Source organism: Helicovermis profundi (genome assembly GCF_033097505.1).
GTDB classification, from domain to species: Bacteria; Bacillota; Clostridia; order Peptostreptococcales; family Acidaminobacteraceae; genus Helicovermis; species Helicovermis profundi.
Window position 1 is genome coordinate 893,921 of sequence record NZ_AP028654.1, and the last position, 17,588, is coordinate 911,508.

Annotated in this window: 15 protein-coding genes; 12 read left to right on the top strand and 3 right to left on the bottom strand. The window is 27.3% G+C overall.

Annotated elements, in window-relative coordinates; genetic code table 11:
• The first annotated feature begins 2 nt into the window (after positions 1-2).
• From AACH12_RS03850 to AACH12_RS03865, 4 genes are all read left to right on the top strand, one after another.
• Positions 3-1,025 (top strand): HlyD family secretion protein, encoded by a 1,023-nt coding sequence (locus tag AACH12_RS03850; protein ID WP_338536759.1) that lies wholly within the window; start codon positions 3-5, stop codon positions 1,023-1,025.
• Positions 1,018-1,836: an ABC transporter ATP-binding protein gene (locus AACH12_RS03855; protein ID WP_338536760.1), complete on the top strand. Its 819-nt coding sequence runs from the start codon at positions 1,018-1,020 to the stop codon at positions 1,834-1,836. Before AACH12_RS03850 ends, AACH12_RS03855 begins: the two co-directional genes overlap by 8 nt.
• Positions 1,826-2,938 carry an ABC transporter permease gene (locus AACH12_RS03860; RefSeq protein WP_338536761.1) on the top strand — a complete coding sequence of 371 codons (1,113 nt, stop codon included), beginning with the start codon at positions 1,826-1,828 and terminating at the stop codon, positions 2,936-2,938. Before AACH12_RS03855 ends, AACH12_RS03860 begins: the two co-directional genes overlap by 11 nt.
• A gap of 122 nt (positions 2,939-3,060) precedes the next feature.
• Entirely contained in the window at positions 3,061-4,290 is a 1,230-nt protein-coding gene (locus AACH12_RS03865) for an aminopeptidase (RefSeq protein ID WP_338536762.1), read from the top strand.
• A 92-nt stretch (positions 4,291-4,382) separates the two neighbouring features.
• Here AACH12_RS03865 and AACH12_RS03870 read toward each other — a convergent pair whose 3' ends face one another.
• A complete protein-coding gene (locus AACH12_RS03870) occupies positions 4,383-5,474 on the bottom strand; it encodes an alanine/ornithine racemase family PLP-dependent enzyme (RefSeq protein WP_338536763.1) in 1,092 nt (363 codons plus the stop codon).
• Positions 5,475-5,500: 26 nt separating this feature from the next.
• A complete protein-coding gene (locus AACH12_RS03875) occupies positions 5,501-6,526 on the bottom strand; it encodes a threonine aldolase family protein (RefSeq protein WP_338536764.1) in 1,026 nt (341 codons plus the stop codon).
• Between the two features lie 315 nt (positions 6,527-6,841).
• Between AACH12_RS03875 and AACH12_RS03880 the strand changes: the two genes are divergently transcribed.
• Genes AACH12_RS03880 through nuoB form a run of 6 tightly spaced genes read left to right on the top strand, consistent with a single transcriptional unit; the run spans position 6,842 to position 13,996 of the window.
• Positions 6,842-8,629, top strand: a complete 1,788-nt coding sequence (locus AACH12_RS03880; protein ID WP_338536765.1) for a proton-conducting transporter transmembrane domain-containing protein — start codon at positions 6,842-6,844, stop codon at positions 8,627-8,629.
• Between the two features lie 53 nt (positions 8,630-8,682).
• Positions 8,683-9,612 (top strand): respiratory chain complex I subunit 1 family protein, encoded by a 930-nt coding sequence (locus tag AACH12_RS03885; RefSeq protein WP_338536766.1) that lies wholly within the window; start codon positions 8,683-8,685, stop codon positions 9,610-9,612.
• Positions 9,613-9,624: 12 nt separating this feature from the next.
• The gene (locus AACH12_RS03890) at positions 9,625-10,236 is read left to right on the top strand and encodes a hydrogenase (RefSeq protein ID WP_338536767.1); all 612 of its coding nucleotides are present in this window, start codon (positions 9,625-9,627) and stop codon (positions 10,234-10,236) included.
• 3 nt (positions 10,237-10,239) lie between these two features.
• Complete coding sequence (locus AACH12_RS03895; RefSeq protein WP_338536768.1) at positions 10,240-11,703, top strand: proton-conducting transporter transmembrane domain-containing protein; 1,464 nt, start codon at positions 10,240-10,242, stop codon at positions 11,701-11,703.
• 5 nt (positions 11,704-11,708) lie between these two features.
• Positions 11,709-13,277: a hydrogenase large subunit gene (locus tag AACH12_RS03900; protein WP_338536769.1), complete on the top strand. Its 1,569-nt coding sequence runs from the start codon at positions 11,709-11,711 to the stop codon at positions 13,275-13,277.
• Positions 13,278-13,285: 8 nt separating this feature from the next.
• Positions 13,286-13,996, top strand: a complete 711-nt coding sequence (gene nuoB / locus AACH12_RS03905; protein WP_338536770.1) for an NADH-quinone oxidoreductase subunit NuoB — start codon at positions 13,286-13,288, stop codon at positions 13,994-13,996.
• Between the two features lie 49 nt (positions 13,997-14,045).
• Here nuoB and AACH12_RS03910 read toward each other — a convergent pair whose 3' ends face one another.
• On the bottom strand, positions 14,046-14,609 hold the full coding sequence (locus AACH12_RS03910; protein WP_338536771.1) for a 5-formyltetrahydrofolate cyclo-ligase: 564 nt from the start codon (positions 14,607-14,609) through the stop codon (positions 14,046-14,048).
• Between the two features lie 90 nt (positions 14,610-14,699).
• Between AACH12_RS03910 and AACH12_RS03915 the strand changes: the two genes are divergently transcribed.
• Together AACH12_RS03915 and AACH12_RS03920 are read left to right on the top strand one after the other, a co-directional pair.
• A complete protein-coding gene (locus AACH12_RS03915; protein ID WP_338536772.1) occupies positions 14,700-15,071 on the top strand; it encodes a CGGC domain-containing protein in 372 nt (123 codons plus the stop codon).
• Positions 15,072-15,193: 122 nt separating this feature from the next.
• Complete coding sequence (locus AACH12_RS03920) at positions 15,194-17,017, top strand: putative bifunctional diguanylate cyclase/phosphodiesterase (protein WP_338536773.1); 1,824 nt, start codon at positions 15,194-15,196, stop codon at positions 17,015-17,017.
• The last annotated feature ends 571 nt before the right edge of the window (positions 17,018-17,588 follow it).

Here is a 17,588-nt window from a genome sequence, read left to right on the forward strand (position 1 = left end):
ATTTGAAAAAAATCGTAATTTTATTAGTATTTATGTTAATTTTCTTAACAGGATGTGCAAAAGAAAATAGAAATTTAAGTTTTACTGGAAGTGTTGAAGCAGATGAAATTGATATTTCTTCAGAAATTTCAGGTGTAATAGATAATGTTTTTGTTAAAGACGGTGACTTAGTAAAAAAAGGTTCATCATTAATTAGACTAAATACTGAAGATATAAAAATAAAATTAGAAAAAGCAAAGCTTGCTAAAGAAATAGCCGAATTAACTTATAATGACATAAAAAATGGCAATAGTGACAATTTGATAGATAGTGCGAAATATAATGTAGAGAGTATTAATTCTGAGATAAATGGTGCAAATAAAGAAATAAAATTTCTAGAGGATAATTATAATAAAATTTTGGATTTATATAATAGTGGTGCAGAAACTAAAGTTAATCTTGACAGTGCAAAGAGAATGCTTGACAATGAAAATTCTAAAAAGAACGTTCTAATAAAAAAATATAATGCATTAAAAAAATCTTACCAAGAAGTAAAAAGTGGTTCAAATGAAGAAACGATTAATAAAGCCAAGCTTAATGTTGATTTGAAGGATTTGGAAATAAAAGACTTAGAGCAAATAGTAAAAAAATCAAATTTAACTTCGCCAATCAATGGAACCATACAAAATGTTAATTATGGAGTTGGAGAACTTATAAGTCCGGTGAAAAAAGCTATAACAGTAGTGGATTTAAAAAGTATATTTCTAAAGATATATGTTCCTGAAAAAGAGTTAAATACTATAAGCTTAGGTGAAAATGTATCATTTACTGATGAGTTTTTAAAAGGTAAACAAATATCAGGTAAAATAGTATATATTTCCTCAAAAGCTGAATTTACTCCTAAAAATATTGAATCAAAAGAAAATAAACAAGAAATGGTTTATGAAGTAAAAATTAAGATTACAGATAATAATAATATAATAAAACCCGGAATGTTTTTAGATGTAGACTTAAATGATAATAAAGAAGGACAAAATAATGACTAATATAATAGAAATTAAAAATTTAAATAAGACTTTTGGTAAACTTACTGCAGTTAATGGACTTAATTTAAGTATACCAAAAGGTTCTATTTATGGAATACTTGGACCAAATGGTGCTGGAAAATCAACAACAATTAGGATGATTTGCGGAGTTCTCACACCAACTAGCGGTGAAGGAACTATAGATGGAATTAGTATATATGATGAATCTGAGAAAATAAAAAGTAAAATTGGTTATATGTCACAAAAGTTTAGTTTGTATCAAGATTTGACTGTTCTCGAAAACATAAGATTTTTTGCGAGTTTATATGGAATAAAAGGTAAAAAAAGAGATGAAAGAATAAAACAATTAATATCAATGGCTGGATTAAATGGAAGGGAACATCAGATTACTAAAAATCTTTCTGGTGGGTGGAAACAAAGGCTAGCACTTGGCTGTGCTCTTGTTCATAAACCTGAAATACTTATACTTGATGAGCCAACAGCAGGAGTTGATCCAGTTGCTAGAAGAGTATTTTGGGAGCTTATATTTATGCTTTCAAAACAAGGAATTACTGTTTTAGTTACTACTCACTATATGGATGAAGCTGAGAGCTGTGATTATGTTTCTTTTATTTTTAATGGAAGTGTTATTGCGAAGGGGACACCTAAAGAATTAATAGAGAGTAAAAAGGTAGAGACTTTAGAAGATGTTTTTATTGGATATGTAGAAGAAATTACAGGTGAAAAAGTGAAAAGTTCATTCGAAGAAATAAAATTTTTAAGTAATAATGAAAATGAATCTAAAAGTGGAAGTGAAAATAATGAAATTTAATTTTGGAAGATTTAATAGTATTGTAGTTAAAGAATTTATTCATGTTTTTAGAGATCCTGCAAGTCTTGGCGTAGTTCTTATAATGCCCTTCATATATATAATGTTATTTGGATTTGCAATAACTACTGATGTTAATCATATTAAGCTTGCAGTTTATGATGGTGATAAAACATATGAAAGTAGAGAATTAGCAAGAAAATTCGTTGCTTCAGATTATTTTATTATAAGTGATGAACTTGATAATATGAATGATATTGAGAATTTAATTGATTCTTCAAAGGTAAAAGCTGCATTAATTATTCCAAGTGGATATAGTAAAAAACTTAAAAGAGGAGAAAATCCATCGAGTCAACTTATAATTGATGGAACTGATCCAACTATTGCAAGGCAAGCTCTTCAAAGCGGAGTTTTAGTATCCAATATGTATAATATTAGTGTAATAGGCGAAGGAAATATCACTTTACCTGAAATGAGGACTAGAGTATGGTATAACACTAATATGGAGAGTACAAAATTTATTATACCAGGACTTATCGGATTAATCATGCAAAATATAACGGTTATGCTTACGGCGTTTGCACTTGTAAGGGAAAAAGAATCTGGAACAATTGAGCAATTATTAGTATCACCTTTAAAACCATATGAATTAATATACGGGAAAATGGTGCCTTATGTCTTAATTGGAAGTATAGATTTTATTGTTGCGCTTTTTTTTGGAACCTGGTTTTTTAAAGTTCCGATTGAAGGTAGTCTTTTTTTACTATTAGTTTTAGGATTTGGTTTTATTATTACATCACTTGCGATTGGAATACTCATATCTACTGTTTCAAAAAATCAGCTTCAAGCAATGCAATTATCATTTGTTTCAATACTTCCGACTGTGTTATTATCAGGATTTATGTTTCCAATTGAAAGTATGCCTTACGCAATTAAATTACTTTCAAATGTAATTCCACTTACGTATTTTTTAAATATATTAAGAGGAATTATATTAAAAGGAATAGGTTTAGAATTTTTATGGAAAGACGTACTTGGAGTTACTGCAATAGGATTATTCTTATTAATTATGGCAGTCAAAAGATTTCATAGTAAATTAGATTAAAACAAAAATGTTAAGAAATGTTAATAAAATTTACCATACAAAAACATTTTTATGGCTTCAAAATATGGTATTCTAATTATATACAGATATTGCATAAAAATAAATACATGAAAGGTGATAATATGAATATTAATATGTTAGAAAGGTACGCTGAGCTTGTTGTTAAAATGGGGTTGAATATTCAAGAAAATCAAATTCTCGTAATTCACTCTCCCTTGGAAAGCAGAGAATTTGCTAAATTAATAACTGAAAAAGCTTACAATGAAGGCGCTCGTGAAGTTATTGTAAAATGGGCTGATGAAGAATTTACTAAAATGAAATATATGATGGCAAATGATGAAGTATTTGATGAATTTCCAAGTTATGAAAAAGAATTTTATCTTTCACTAGTTAGAAAAGATGCTGCTTTTTTAAGAATATCTGCATCTGATCCTGATATGATGAAGGATGTTGATCCTAGCAAAATGGTTAGATTCCAAAAAGCTGCTGAGCCAGAAATTAAGGAATATAGAGATAGAATGATGAGCAGTAAAAATGTATGGTCAGTTGTATCTGTTCCTACTAAAGGCTGGGCAAAGAAAGTATTTCCAAATGTTACAGTAGATGAAGCTACTGAAAAATTGTGGGATGCAATATTTAAAGCTGTAAGAGCAGATAAAGAAGATACAATTGCTGCATGGGAAACTCATAATACAAATTTAAAAAATTATAAAGAAAAACTTAACGAATATAATTTTAGAACTTTAATAGTTAAAAATGAAATAGGTACAGATTTAGAAATCAATCTTCCTAAAGGACATATTTGGGATGGTGGTAGTGAGCACTGTGAAAAAGGGACAAGATTTTTTCCAAATATGCCAACAGAAGAAGTTTTTTCAATGCCTGAAAGAAATGGTGTAAATGGTGTAGTAGTTAGTTCAAAACCGCTTAATTACAATGGTTCTTTAATTGAAGATTTTTCTTTAACTTTTAAAGAAGGTAGAATTGTAGATTTTACAGCAAAAAAAGGATATGAGCAATTAAAGAGTTTAGTTGAAACAGACGAAGGCTCACATTATCTTGGAGAAGTTGCCTTAGTAGCTTATGATTCGCCTATATCAAATATGAATATTATGTTCTATAATACATTGTTTGATGAAAATGCTTCATGTCATTTGGCAATTGGAAAAGCATATCCTACATGTATTGAAAATGGTGAAAATATGACAAAAGAAGAAATGCTTAAAAACGGTGTAAATGATTCTTTAGTCCATGTTGATTTTATGTATGGAACAAAAGATTTATCTGTAGTTGGAATAAAAGAAAATGGTGAACAAATAGTAGTAATGGAAAATGGAGATATTGTTATATAGTTTTAAACTCTAAAAAGGACATCAAAGTTTTGTAATTGATTTTACAAAATTTGATGTCCTTTTTTGTTTATGTGTTGTCTTATTGTTTAATATTAAATTAATTCCTTAACGACATATTCAGATCTACTTAAAAACAACATTGCTTCATAGTATAAATTAAAGGAAATTATATCTCCAAGATTATAGTCAATTTTACAATCTGTTATATCTACTATTAAATGATCTGAGCTACTGCCAATGATTTTAATATTTTTATTGGTAGGTATCAGTTTTGTATGATCTCCAAAGTCCTGTTTACCAATATTTAATATAGCTCTTTTTCTTATACCTATATCTGTATAGGTTGGTCTGTTGCCAAAAGCATCTATAAAAATTTCGCCAACTGGATATGAAGGTTTATTTTTGATTTCAATAATTTCAGCTTTTAAAGTAAATATATCATTATATAAATTACTAAAATCATAACCCCAATATTCCTCTAAATCTCTATTAATTAATATAGCTTCGCCTATTCTTAGGTGATTTATTTTTTTTGGCATAGTATTATTTTTTAACATGCTAAGTGATGTAGATGCTCCTCCAGAAATTATTTCGAGTTTTCTTCCTATAATAGTTTCAATGTTTTCTGCAATGGAAGAAAGTCTGGTTAGATTTTTTATACTAGGTTTTATTGATCCGTAGCAGCCTAAATTTGTTCCAATTCCCTTTAAATAAATATTACTCAAATTATTTTCAATATTTTTAGCAGCCATAATGAATTCATTTTCGTTAAAAAAGCCTTCTCTTAAATCACCCAAATCAAACATTAATATAACACTGTGTTTAATATTTAGTTTTTTACATAATGTATCTATTTTTTTAACTACATCATATTCTGAATTTAGGCTAACATCAGCAGATTTAATGATTCTTTCAAGATTTGAAATTGAAGGAATTCGTATTAATAAAGTTTCAATTGAAGGATTGAGTTCCTTGATTTTTTCTAGTTGCTCAATTCTTGAACTCCCAATTGATTTAATATTATTATCTATAAAAGCTTTATCAACTTGAGTAATGCCATTAAATCCTTTTATTACAGTTGTTATTGCAATGTTATTTTTAGCGCACAAATTTGATATTTCACTGATATTTTTTTTTAGATGATTCATATTAATAGTTAGCTTAGGATAAAAGATAGTTTTCATAGTATCATCTCCTTATGAAAATTTTACTAATTTTTCGCAAGTCTCTTTATTTCATCAATAAATTCATTTATTTCGCTTTCTAAAGTGTCAAATGATGCAACCCATCTTACTAAATTAGTAGGTTCTTCTAGTAGGTAAAAATATGTTTTCTTTTGAAGTGGTTCAATCCATTCTTTTGGTATAGTTGCAATAATTATGTTTGCATCAGGGCTATCAATTATTTTTATTTCTTTAATTTCTTTTACTCCATCAACTAATAATTTCGCCATATTATTAGCGTGAGAAGCAGTCTTTTTCCATAAATCGTTTTCTAAATAAGCGATAAATTGTGCAGAAATATATCTCATTTTTGATATTAGTTGCATACCTTGTTTTCTTGCAAATAGCAAATTTTTTGTTGCTTCTTCATTAAAAGAAATAATTGCTTCCCCGTACATCATTCCGTTTTTTGTTCCTCCAAATGAAAGTAAATCAACACCTGTATCAACAATCATTTCTTTAAAGCTTATATCAAGAGCAGCTGCAGCATTTGAAATTCTTGCTCCGTCAACATGTAATAGCATATTGTTTTTATGGGCAAAGTCAGCTATTTCTTTTATCTCGTTAGAAGTGTAGATAGTTCCAGATTCACTAACTTGGCTAATTGATATTACTTTTGGCTGAGTTCTATGTTCATCACCCTTTGCAAGTAGTAACCGTGTAATATCTTCAGTTGAAATTTTACCGTTTCTAAGAGGTACTGTAAGAATTTTTGAACCAGTAAATCTTTCAAATGCACCACATTCATCTACGTTGATGTGCGCGTTATCTACGCACACAACGCCTTCAAAAGGTCTAAGTAGGCTAGAGAGGCCAACTACATTTGCTGCTGTACCATTAGGAACAAAAAAAACATTTGCTTTTTCAGTAAAGATTTCCTTAAATTTTTTAATTGCTTTTTCGCTGTAAGTATCATATCCATATGGATTTTCGTGTTCTTTATTACAATTAACTATAGCTTCAAGTATCTTGCTATGCACTCCAGAATCATTGTCACTTCCAAACATTTTCATAAGTTATCTCCTTTTCAATATGTATATAGTTTTAAAAAGCTTTAACTTTTACTTAATATATTATAACATAATCATGAATTTTAAGAGTGTTATATCATTTGATTTTTAAGTATAGTTACTTAAAATATTATTATATAAGATAAAAAAACTAGATATAGCAATAACATTGTTATGATTTTAATGCAATATTATATTTGAATGCAATTAATTGATGAAAAATATATTGAAATAATATAACTAAGGAGTATACTAAGGTAGATGTTTAGGGAGTAAAGAAATAATTATAATATATATTTTTTTTAAGGAGAGGATTAATTGATTTCAATTTTATTTAACAATGGCTTATTAATTGACAATTTATCTTTGTTTTTTGTGTTTACAATTCTTTTAATATCTATACCAGTTTTTATATACACTTTTGGTTATATTAAAGAATACAAAGATGAATATTCAAGAATTTACAATGTTTTTTTAACAACAATTTTTATTCTTTCAATGCTACTCGTAGTACTTGCAAAAGATAGTATTACTTTTATAGTATTTTGGGAAATTATGTCGGTAAGTTCATTTTTCTTAGTTATTTATGAACATAAAAATTTTATTAATATTAAGAATGGAATTATGTATTTGATAATGACGCATATTAGTGGATTTTTTCTAATGACTATGTTTGCTTTTCTATATAAATACACAGGATATGTTGATTTTGTGGGAATAGCACATAGGTCAAATTTAGTAGTTGGTTCTAAAGCTATTGTAGTATTTGTACTTGCTTTATTTGGGTTTGGAGCAAAAGCTGGTTTTATGCCGCTTCATGCTTGGCTTCCAAAAGCACATCCGAGTGCGCCTTCAAATGCATCTGCTCTTATGTCAGGTCTTATGTTAAAGGTAGCTATATATGGTCTTATTAGAGTTAGTTTTTATTTTATTGGTCTAGTTTCTTTACCATTTTCTTTAGCTTTAGTTATTATTGGAGTAATTACTGCAATATATGCAATTCTAAATGCAATTGTTCAAAAGGATATAAAAAAACTACTAGCATATTCAAGTGCAGAAAATATCGGAATTATTGCGAGTGTAATTGGACTTTCACTTGTATTTAAGCACTATGGTATGTATGATTTTGCCCTTTTAGCTTTTGTTGGAGCAATATTTCATATATTAAATCATGCTGTATTTAAAAGCTTATTGTTTATGAGTGCTGGAAGTGTTTTATTTGCTACTGGTACAAAAAATATGAATGAACTCGGCGGGCTTTATAGCAAAATGAAATTTGCAAGCATTGCCGCTTTTATTGGTACTTTATCAATCTCGGCTATTCCGCCTTTAAATGGATTTGCAAGTGAATTTTTAATATTTAAAAACTTTATATATGGTCCAAAGATGATAAATGATATTTGGGTAGTTGTTGTTTTACTTTTTTCGGGTGCAATAATTGCTCTTACTAGCGGAGGAGCATTATTTGCTGCTGTTAAAAGTTATGGTATGACATATTTAGGATCATCTAGAACTAAAAAAGCTGAAAAAATTCATAAAATTCCACTTACTATGAATATAGGTCTTGGAATATTAGCGATTGAGTGTATTATACTAGGAGTATTTTCTCCATTTATTATAAAAAAGCTAATACTGCTAATGAGTGAAAGTTTTTCTGGTATAAATTTAAATTCATCTTTATTTAATATTAACACTGAATTAACTAAAGTTTCACTTATTCTTATTGCTGTAGTAACTATTATTTTGATTATTAATAAAATTCTAAGTAGTAAAACTAAAATAGTATATTCCGATACATGGGGATGCGGATTTGTTAATCAATCAAATAAAATGCAGTATACATCAAACGCTTTTTCTCAGCCGCAAACAAGGTTGTTTGCAAAAGTTCAAGGGTATTCAAAAAATACCAAAGTTTCATCGGTAATTCACTTAAGTAACAATATATTTGATATTTGTGAAAATTATCTTTATACTCCTACTTTAAATATAGTAAATTACATTTCTAAAAAAGTTGTTAGAATTCATCTTGGGAAAGTTAGAATTTATGTACTATATATATTTATTGCACTTACAGCTACGACTTTTACAATATATATATTACTTTAATAGAGTTTAGATTTCTTTAAACGTTTTTATCACAAAGTAATGGAGGGATAATTTTGAGTTACAATATATTTTTAGCAGTAAGTAGTATTATATTAATATTTTTAGCTCCACTTTTTTCAGGAGTATTAAAAAAAATAAAAGCTTTTTTAAGAGGGTATCAAGGCCTTAGTATTTTTCAGGTGTATTATGATATATATAAACTTTTTAATAAAGACACTTTAAGATCAAGCAAAAGTTCATTTATTACAATAATAGCTCCCATAGTCTCACTTAGTGCTGCAATAACTTCAGCATTTATGATTCCAATTTTCTATACAAATTCAAGTAATATCTTAGGAAATATGATTATTATAATATTTCTACTTGGAATTATTAAGTTCTTTAATACTCTGCTTGGTCTTGATTCATCTTCAACGTTTGGAGGAATGGGAAGTAGTAGAGAGTTATTTTTATCAATGCTCGTAGAGCCAGTAGTGTTTTTAGTTATAATGTTTTTATATTTTCAAAAGGGAACATTTAATATATTTCAAATTTCAAACAGTAGCATAAATGAAAATATGTTTACAACGAGTAATATTTTAGCATTTGTAGCATTTTTCATTGTGGTACTTGTTGAAAATGCAAGACTTCCAGTTGATAATCCAGAAACACATCTTGAATTAACTATGATTCATGAAGCAATGGTCCTTGATGTATCGGGTAAAGATTTAGCATATATTGAGCTTGCATCAATGATTAAGTTTTCAGTTTTACTTACAATGCTTATAAACATATTTATTCCATTTGGATTAACTAATATTATTTCAATTGCTTCTTTATGTATATCGATTGGAATGTATTTAGTTAAAGTTATAATTGTTATAAGTATTATTTCATTTATTGAAATTTTAATTGCAAAATCAAGATTATTTAGAGCTCCTGATTTAATTGCTGTTTCATTTTCATTAATTATTGCAGCAATTTCATTGAGTTATTTCATATAAGGAGGAAAAGATATGCTTCAGCTATTTATTGCAATTATTATTATCTCTGGAATATTAATTTCAGGAACGAGCAGGATAAAGATAGTTATTGCAAGTTTCACTTTTCAGTCATTAGCTATTGGTCTTCTATGTATAGGTCTTGGATATACTTATGGGGAAGAACATTTTTACATTTTAGCTTTAATAACTGTATTAGTTAAAGTTATAGCAATACCATATATAGTTAATGTATCTATTAAGAAATTAAAAGTTAATAGAGAACTTAATTTAGTTATTAATGGATATTATTCTTTTATTTTATCAAGTATATATATTCTTTTAATTGCAGCTTTTTTTAAAGGTTTTGACAATGTTTATTTTAAAACAGCAGTATTTTTAGTTTTAATTGGAGCAACTGTAATTGTAGGCAGAAGAAAAGCAATTACTCAAATGTTTGGTTTTTTGATTTTAGAAAATGGAATTATTTTGTTTGAAATTTCTTCTATTAAAATTCCTATGGTTCTAGAAGCTGGAATGGCATTTGAAGTATTGATATTAGCGCTTATTATGGGAATAATGATTTTTCATATAAACAGAACATTTGACAGTGTTAATACAGATTTTCTTACTGATTTAAAGGAGTAGAATATGATATATATATATTTAATACTACTAGCATGTGCGCTAGTTATAACATCATTAAGCAAAAAAACAAAATTAGTATCATATGCTACAATATTTACTATGGCATCATTAGTGTTACTTGCAATAGATATATTTTTTAAATTATCTACTACTAGCAGCGTTATTTTGTTAAATGGAATAATAGTAATTGATGGACTAAATTTTATACAGATTAGTCTTATAAGTGTGGTTTCATTTATAGTTTCATTATATTCTCATAAATATATTTTGCATGAAATTCATGAGAAAGAAATTGAAACTTCTGGAGTAAAAATTTATTATTTACTTTATAATTTATTTGTTTTTTCAATGATGGTGGTTGCATCAGCAGATAATATTATTCTTATGTGGATTGGACTTGAAGCTACAACGCTTTCTACTGCATTTTTAATAGGTTTTAATAGACATAAATTATCGCTTGAAGCAGCTTGGAAATACGTTATTATTTGTTCGGTTGGAATTGGAATTGGACTTATTGGAATTATATTTTTCTTGTTTTCAACTGGTTCGTCATCTAGTGATATGCTTAGTTGGAATTATCTAATGAGTAATTTTAGTTTTATTAATCCAAAGATTGCTAAATATGCCTTTGGTTTTATTTTTGTTGGTGTAGCAACTAAAGCAGGACTTGCTCCAATGCATACTTGGTTGCCTGACGCACATAGTGAATCACCTTCACCAATAAGCGCAATGATGTCAGGAGTACTACTAAATTTAGCTATGTATTTTGTAATTAGATTTTATCTAATTTTAAAAAATGTACCTGGTCTTATTAACATGAGATATATGTTTTTAATTTTTGGATTTATTTCACTTTTTATATCTTCATTTTCTATTATTAGGCAAAAAAATTACAAAAGATTACTTGCATTTTCTTCAGTAGAAAACATTGGGATTATTGCAATAGGAGTTGGTGTTGGATCAAGTTTAGCGCTTTATGGTGCTCTTCTTCATTCGATAATTCATGCTTTTGCAAAATCATATTTGTTTCTTATTTCTGGTAATATTTTAAATGTATATAAAACTAAAAAAATTGAAAACGTAAAAAATATTATTAAAGTTATGCCAATTAATGCAGTGCTACTAATAATTGGTATACTTGTTATTACGGGTGTACCACCATTTGCAGCCTTTATTAGTGAGTATAGTATACTTATTTCTTTAATTAGTAATAGTAACTATATTTTAGCTTTTATATTTTTAATTTGTTTACTAATTGTTTTCTCTGGTTTTGTAAATGTTTTTATAAAAATGATTTTTTCTAGGGAACGTGAAATTATAGATAAAAAACATGAAAAAAGTAAATTAGATAGGGAAAATATTATACCTTTAATAGTATTATTTTCAATAATTATTTATATAAGTTTATTTACTGATAGTATAAATGGAATAATAAATAATGCTGTTAGAGTCATTATAGGAGTGTGATAATAGTGAATATTAATGATTTTAAAGATGAATTAATGACAGTAGGATGTAGCGAAAGTAAAATCTTAAACGATAATGAAATATATTCAAATTGCACTCAGTTTAATGTACAGGCAATCTCACTTTTACTTAAGAAAAAATATAAACTCAAATTTATTGGTGAATTTTGTTATGAAGTGGATTCTAGTAAATTTATGATTAATATTCTTTTTACAAATAGCAAAAATGGTTATTTTATAACACTTCGTTATATAAGTGAAGATATTATTGTTTCACTTCAAGATGTATTTGAACAAGCAAATTTATTTGAAAGAGAAATTTCAGATTTATTTGGACTTAAAATAAATGGTGGGAAAGAAACAAGACATATTGTTAAGCATGAAATTTGGGAAGATGGAGTTTATCCTCTTAGAAAAGATTTTGAAATTGATAGAAAAATAAATGAAAAATTTGAAATAAATAACTATAAATTCAAACAAATTATAGGTGATGAAGGCTTTCAAATTCCAGTTGGACCTATTCATGCTGGTATAATTGAACCAGGTCATTTTAGATTTAGTGTAATAGGGGAAGAAATTGAAAACCTTGAAATTAGACTAGGTTATAAGCATCGTGGTATTGAGAAAATAGCAGAAAATATGGATGCTAATAAATTAAATTTATTATTTGAAAGAATTGCATGTGAGTCAAGCGTTGCTTATAGTGTGCTTTATGCTCAACTAGTTGAGAAGCTTCTTAAAGAAACTGTAAATCCGGATATAAAATCTTTTAGAGTTATACTACTTGAACTTGAAAGAATTCACAATTTTTTAGCGGATATTGCAGGTATATGCACAGATGTTGGATTTTCTTATCCATCAAAAAAATTAAATTATATGTCAGAAATAATAAAACAGTTGTGTGAAAATCTTACTGGGAGTAGATATATGAGAAATACTGTTATCCCGCTAGGCATCAATATTGATGTGGATAAAGAAAAACTCTTATATGTTAAAGATACTTTAGAAAATTTACTTGTAAGAATTAAATACATTATTGGCATAACACTTGAATCTTTTACTTTTTTAGATAGAGTTGAAAATACGGGAATTGTAAAAATGAAAAAAGCTAAAAAACTTATGCTTACTGGAGCAGTAGCGAGAGCAAGTGGATTAAACTACGATGTAAGAAAAAGTTTTCCATATGAAACATATAGTAAATTAAAAATAGAAAATAACACTGAAGAAATTGGTGGAGTTTTTGAAAGATATAAAGTAAAAATAGCCGAACTTTATGATGCATTTACCTTTATTTATAAATCAATTGATAGTATTTCAAATGACATAAAAAGAGATAGACCTGTAATTAGACTTAAAAATGGTACCGAAGGAATTGCTATTGTAGAAACTGTTAAAGGTGAATTAATTGTTTATGGAAAGGTTGGAGAAAATAACAATTTCGATAGATTGTATTTTAAAACTCCTTCATTTACAAATTGGCAGGGACTTTCTGAAGCAGTTTTAGATGAAATCGTTCCAGATTTTCCTCTTTGTAATAAAAGCTTTAATATGTCATATTCAGAAAATGATAGGTAGGTGAAAAAATGAAATTTATCTTTGATAGAATAAAAAATGGTAAAGAAACTATTAAAAATCCACTTGAAAGTAATAGTAATAGTTATGGCAAAATTATAGTGGATACTTCAACTTGTAATTTGTGCGGAATTTGTGAAAAAGAATGTATTAGCGGTGCATTAAAAATTAATATCAATAAAGTTGAGATAGATCATAGTAAATGTTTGTTTTGTAAGGATTGTATTAACTCATGTCCTAAAAGTTCTCTAAAAATGACTAATGATTATAAATTATCGTATTTTGAAGAGCTTGGAAATGAAGTAAGAGAACTTGTATATAAAAAATTTAACCGTTCACTTTCTTTAAGGGCAGTTGATGTTGGCTCTTGCAATGGGTGCTTTTTAGAGCTTTCGGCTCTTAATAATACCTATTATGATTTATCAAGGTACGGTGTTCATATGGTGGCGTCTCCAAGGCATGCAGATGGTTTAATTATAAGTGGTGCTCTTTCAATAAATATGAAAGAAGCTGTTTTAAAAGCATATGAAGCTACTGCTGAACCTAAAATAATAATAGTGCTTGGTGCGTGTGGTGTTGATGGCGGAATTTATAAAAAAGGTTATGCTGTTAATGAAAATATTAGCGATATTATTCCAGTAGATATGTTTATACCGGGATGTCCTCCTTCTCCTAGTGCAATTTTAGAGGGTATACTTAAACTAATGAAGTCTAATAAATAAATTAAAGCATATCTATGATAATTAAATACAATCATAGATATGCTTTTTCTTACTTTTTATATAATTTTTCTTCGGTTTGTACAAAATCTAGTTGTTTATCATGGCTTTCTATCGGAAGTGAATCTACTATTTGCATTTCAAATGCTAAGGCAATGGTTATTATATTTTCATTTGTTTTTGTAAGAAGTTTATCATAAAAACCTCCACCATACCCAATTCTATAACACTCTTTTGTAAAAGCTACTCCTGGCGACAAAATCAAATCAATTTCTTTTGGATTTACTACTTTTAATAAATCAGAGTTTGGTTCCTTTATCCCATAATTTGAAAGAATTAAATCATCATTTCCTTTAATTTCATATATATCAAGCTCATTAGAGGCTTTATTTACTTTTGGAATAAATACATTTTTATGATTTTCTAGCAAATAATTTATGATTTTATCAGTTTTTACTTCATTTCTAAAATCCATATAAAGTAATATATTTGTTGCCTTATTTACAGTAGGATTTTCTTTTAATTTTAGAAAAATTTTATCGCTTTTTTCATTAACTTCATTTTTAGATAAGTTCATTCTATTTTGTATCATAGATTTTCTAAGAGTTTTTTTCATAATTACCACCTTTTTAAGTTGCTATTTACATTATTATAAATGAAATTCTGTTATAATGATACTGTTAAAAATACTAAAAAGGAAAATACTATGAAGAATATTGCTATATATGTATGTGGAGAAGTTTCTAAAAAATGCACTGCAAATGGATGTTTAAGAGCTTTTAACAATAAAAGTGAGTCATTTGAAAGGTACGGTGGTGAGAAAATTCAGTTGGTATCCTTTAATAACTGCCCAGGCTGCGATGAATTGCCAATAGAAAATTTAACTAAAAAAATAGAAAAATTTAAAAAAGCTAAGGTAGATGTAGTTCATTTATCAACTTGTATAAGGGGAAGATGTGAATATTATGAAGACTTTGCTAAATTACTTTCAAAAGAATTTGAAGTGATTGGATATACACATGGTTCGAGAAATGGTAAAAAAAATAACAATATTGATATATATAAGAGTAAAATTTGAATATGGATTATGAAGTTAAGGGTATTTTATAAATAGTTATAAATGTTTTTTTACATAAAATAAGGGTAAAAAATAAAATATGCTAGGAGTGTAATTAAATCTGATATTTGCTGGAGGTTCATATGATTAGAAAAAATTATAATAATATGATACTAAATAGAGCAGAAAAAAGCTTTGATAAAATAATTCCTTTTGCTATAATTGCTTCTTGGATTTCGGCACTAGTTATTTATTTTAGTAAGATTCCTAAATACTTTGTCTATCTTGATATAATATTAGGTTTAGGGTTTGTATATATGTTAATTAGGCGAAAAAATTTATCTATGGAAACAAAAATAATGATGACTGTTTTAATGCCTATTTTAATTGGTATATTTTCATTTTTAGATGGAGCGTTTACTAGTTCTGCTATAACATTATTTATGCTTAGTGAAAGTGTTGCAGTTTTATTATTGTCAAAAAAGAAGAGTCTTATTTTGTCCTCAGTTTTGATTGGAGTATTTTTAAGTCTATGGTTTATTTCATTTAATGAATTGTTTGGGACAACAAATCCTATGGGTAACGCAAAGTGGATTGTACAGTTTATAACATTTGTTTTTTTTATTATTGTTATACATATTTTGATTTTTAATATTCGAAATTATTTATTAGAGAATATTATAGAATTAGAAGATAAAGTTGAATTGACGTATAAGTTAGCTTATTTTGATTCGTTGACTGGTTTAGCTAATTTAGCGATGCTAAAGAAACATCTTAATGAATGTATTAACACTTCACTCGAAGGAGGATATATCGTTAGCATAAGTTTAAAGAATTTAAATTTGATTAATTCAATTTATGGAAATGCTATGGGGGATAAAGTGTTAATAGAAGTCGCGAATTTATTGATTCAAATGAAGGATACTTCTGAATTTATTTCTCGTGTAAGTGGAAATGACTTTGTAATATGTGTTGAAAATGTTAATAAATATGATTTGTTAAAAAGATTGAGATATTTGAAAGAAGAATTTTATAAACAATTTAATGTTTCGAATATGCAAAAAAAAGTTGAATTCTATATAAGTTATTCAAAGTGTAAAACAAATGATGATATTGAAGAATGCTATAACAAAGCTATGCTAGCTTTGACTTATGCTAAATCACATGATGTTCCGTATTTTGTTGCTTACGGTCAAACTTTAGATGATATTGTACGGTATGAGGAAACCCTTAAAGAAGAATTAAAAATTGCTGTTTCATTAAATGAATTTGAACTATATTATCAAAATAAAATAAATGCTAAAACAGGTTTAATAAAAGGTGTTGAAGCTCTTGCAAGATGGAATTCAAAATCTTTTGGTATTATTGGTCCAAATGAGTTTATACCAATAATAGAAAAAATTAATATGGCGGTAGCTTTTGGTGAAATAATTATAAGAAAAGCTTTTAGTGACTATGCTGAATTATGTAAAAAAACTAATAAAAAAATTACTTTATCGATTAATATTTCGCCTCTTCACTTAAGCTCTGATAAATTTATAACATTTATAACGACTGTATCTAAGGAATTTGATATAGATCCCAAATATATAATTTTAGAAATAACAGAAGTTTCACTATTAAAAAGTAACGATATAATTATTGATAGAATTCGAGATTTAAGAGAATTAGGCTTTAGTATATCGCTAGATGATTTTGGTACAGGATATTCATCTCTTAATTATTTAAATAAATTTGATATTGATGAGATTAAAATTGATAAATCTTTTATTGATCAAATAACGGATAGTAACAAAAATAATGCACTACTAAAAACTATTATTAATTTAAGTAAAGAGTATAATTTAGATTTAGTAGCAGAAGGTGTGGAGACAAAAGAACAATGTGATTATCTAGTTGAATTAGGTTGTTATGTTATTCAAGGGTATTATTTTTCTAAACCAGAACCATTGGGAAATAGTAAATAACTTATCTCTATTATATTGATAAGAGTATGTGCTTGTAAGGGGTTTGGGAGCCGTGCGACCTATCTAATCTTCGATTAGCTAAGTCACGGGCATTTTGCCCTATAATAAAAAACATAAAGCAATAAAAATGCTAAATTCTTGCATTTTTATTTACTATATTGATAAAAGTATGTGCTTGTAAGGGTTTAAAAGCCGTGCGACCTATCTAATCTTCGATTAGCTAAGTCACGGGCATTTTGCCCTATAATAAAAAACATAAAAGAATAAAACTGTTAAATGCTTACAGTTTTATTGCTTTATTGTTAAAGTGTGTGTGGTTGTAAGGGTTTAAAAGCCGTGCGACCTATCTAATCTTCGATTAGCTAAGTCACGGGCACTTTGCCCTATAATAAAAAACATAAAAGAATAAAACTGTTAAATGCTTACAGTTTTATTGTTTTATTGTTAAAGTGTGTGTGGTTGTAAGGGTTTAAAAGCCGTGCGACCTATCTAATCTTCGATTAGCTAAGTCACGGGCACTTTGCCCTATAATAAAAAACATAAAGCAATAAAAATGCTAAATTCTTGCATT

What these genes read in the sequence shown, in the direction of transcription:
- AACH12_RS03855 (WP_338536760.1), top strand. Translation starts at nt 1,018, where the DNA reads ATGACTAATATAATAGAAATTAAAAATTTAAATAAGACTTTTGGTAAA.
- AACH12_RS03860 (WP_338536761.1), top strand. Translation starts at nt 1,826, where the DNA reads ATGAAATTTAATTTTGGAAGATTTAATAGTATTGTAGTTAAAGAATTT.
- AACH12_RS03865 (WP_338536762.1), top strand. Translation starts at nt 3,061, where the DNA reads ATGAATATTAATATGTTAGAAAGGTACGCTGAGCTTGTTGTTAAAATG.
- AACH12_RS03870 (WP_338536763.1), bottom strand. Translation starts at nt 5,474, where the DNA reads ATGAAAACTATCTTTTATCCTAAGCTAACTATTAATATGAATCATCTA.
- AACH12_RS03875 (WP_338536764.1), bottom strand. Translation starts at nt 6,526, where the DNA reads ATGAAAATGTTTGGAAGTGACAATGATTCTGGAGTGCATAGCAAGATA.
- AACH12_RS03890 (WP_338536767.1), top strand. Translation starts at nt 9,625, where the DNA reads ATGCTTCAGCTATTTATTGCAATTATTATTATCTCTGGAATATTAATT.
- AACH12_RS03895 (WP_338536768.1), top strand. Translation starts at nt 10,240, where the DNA reads ATGATATATATATATTTAATACTACTAGCATGTGCGCTAGTTATAACA.
- nuoB (WP_338536770.1), top strand. Translation starts at nt 13,286, where the DNA reads ATGAAATTTATCTTTGATAGAATAAAAAATGGTAAAGAAACTATTAAA.
- AACH12_RS03910 (WP_338536771.1), bottom strand. Translation starts at nt 14,609, where the DNA reads ATGAAAAAAACTCTTAGAAAATCTATGATACAAAATAGAATGAACTTA.
- AACH12_RS03915 (WP_338536772.1), top strand. Translation starts at nt 14,700, where the DNA reads ATGAAGAATATTGCTATATATGTATGTGGAGAAGTTTCTAAAAAATGC.
- AACH12_RS03920 (WP_338536773.1), top strand. Translation starts at nt 15,194, where the DNA reads ATGATTAGAAAAAATTATAATAATATGATACTAAATAGAGCAGAAAAA.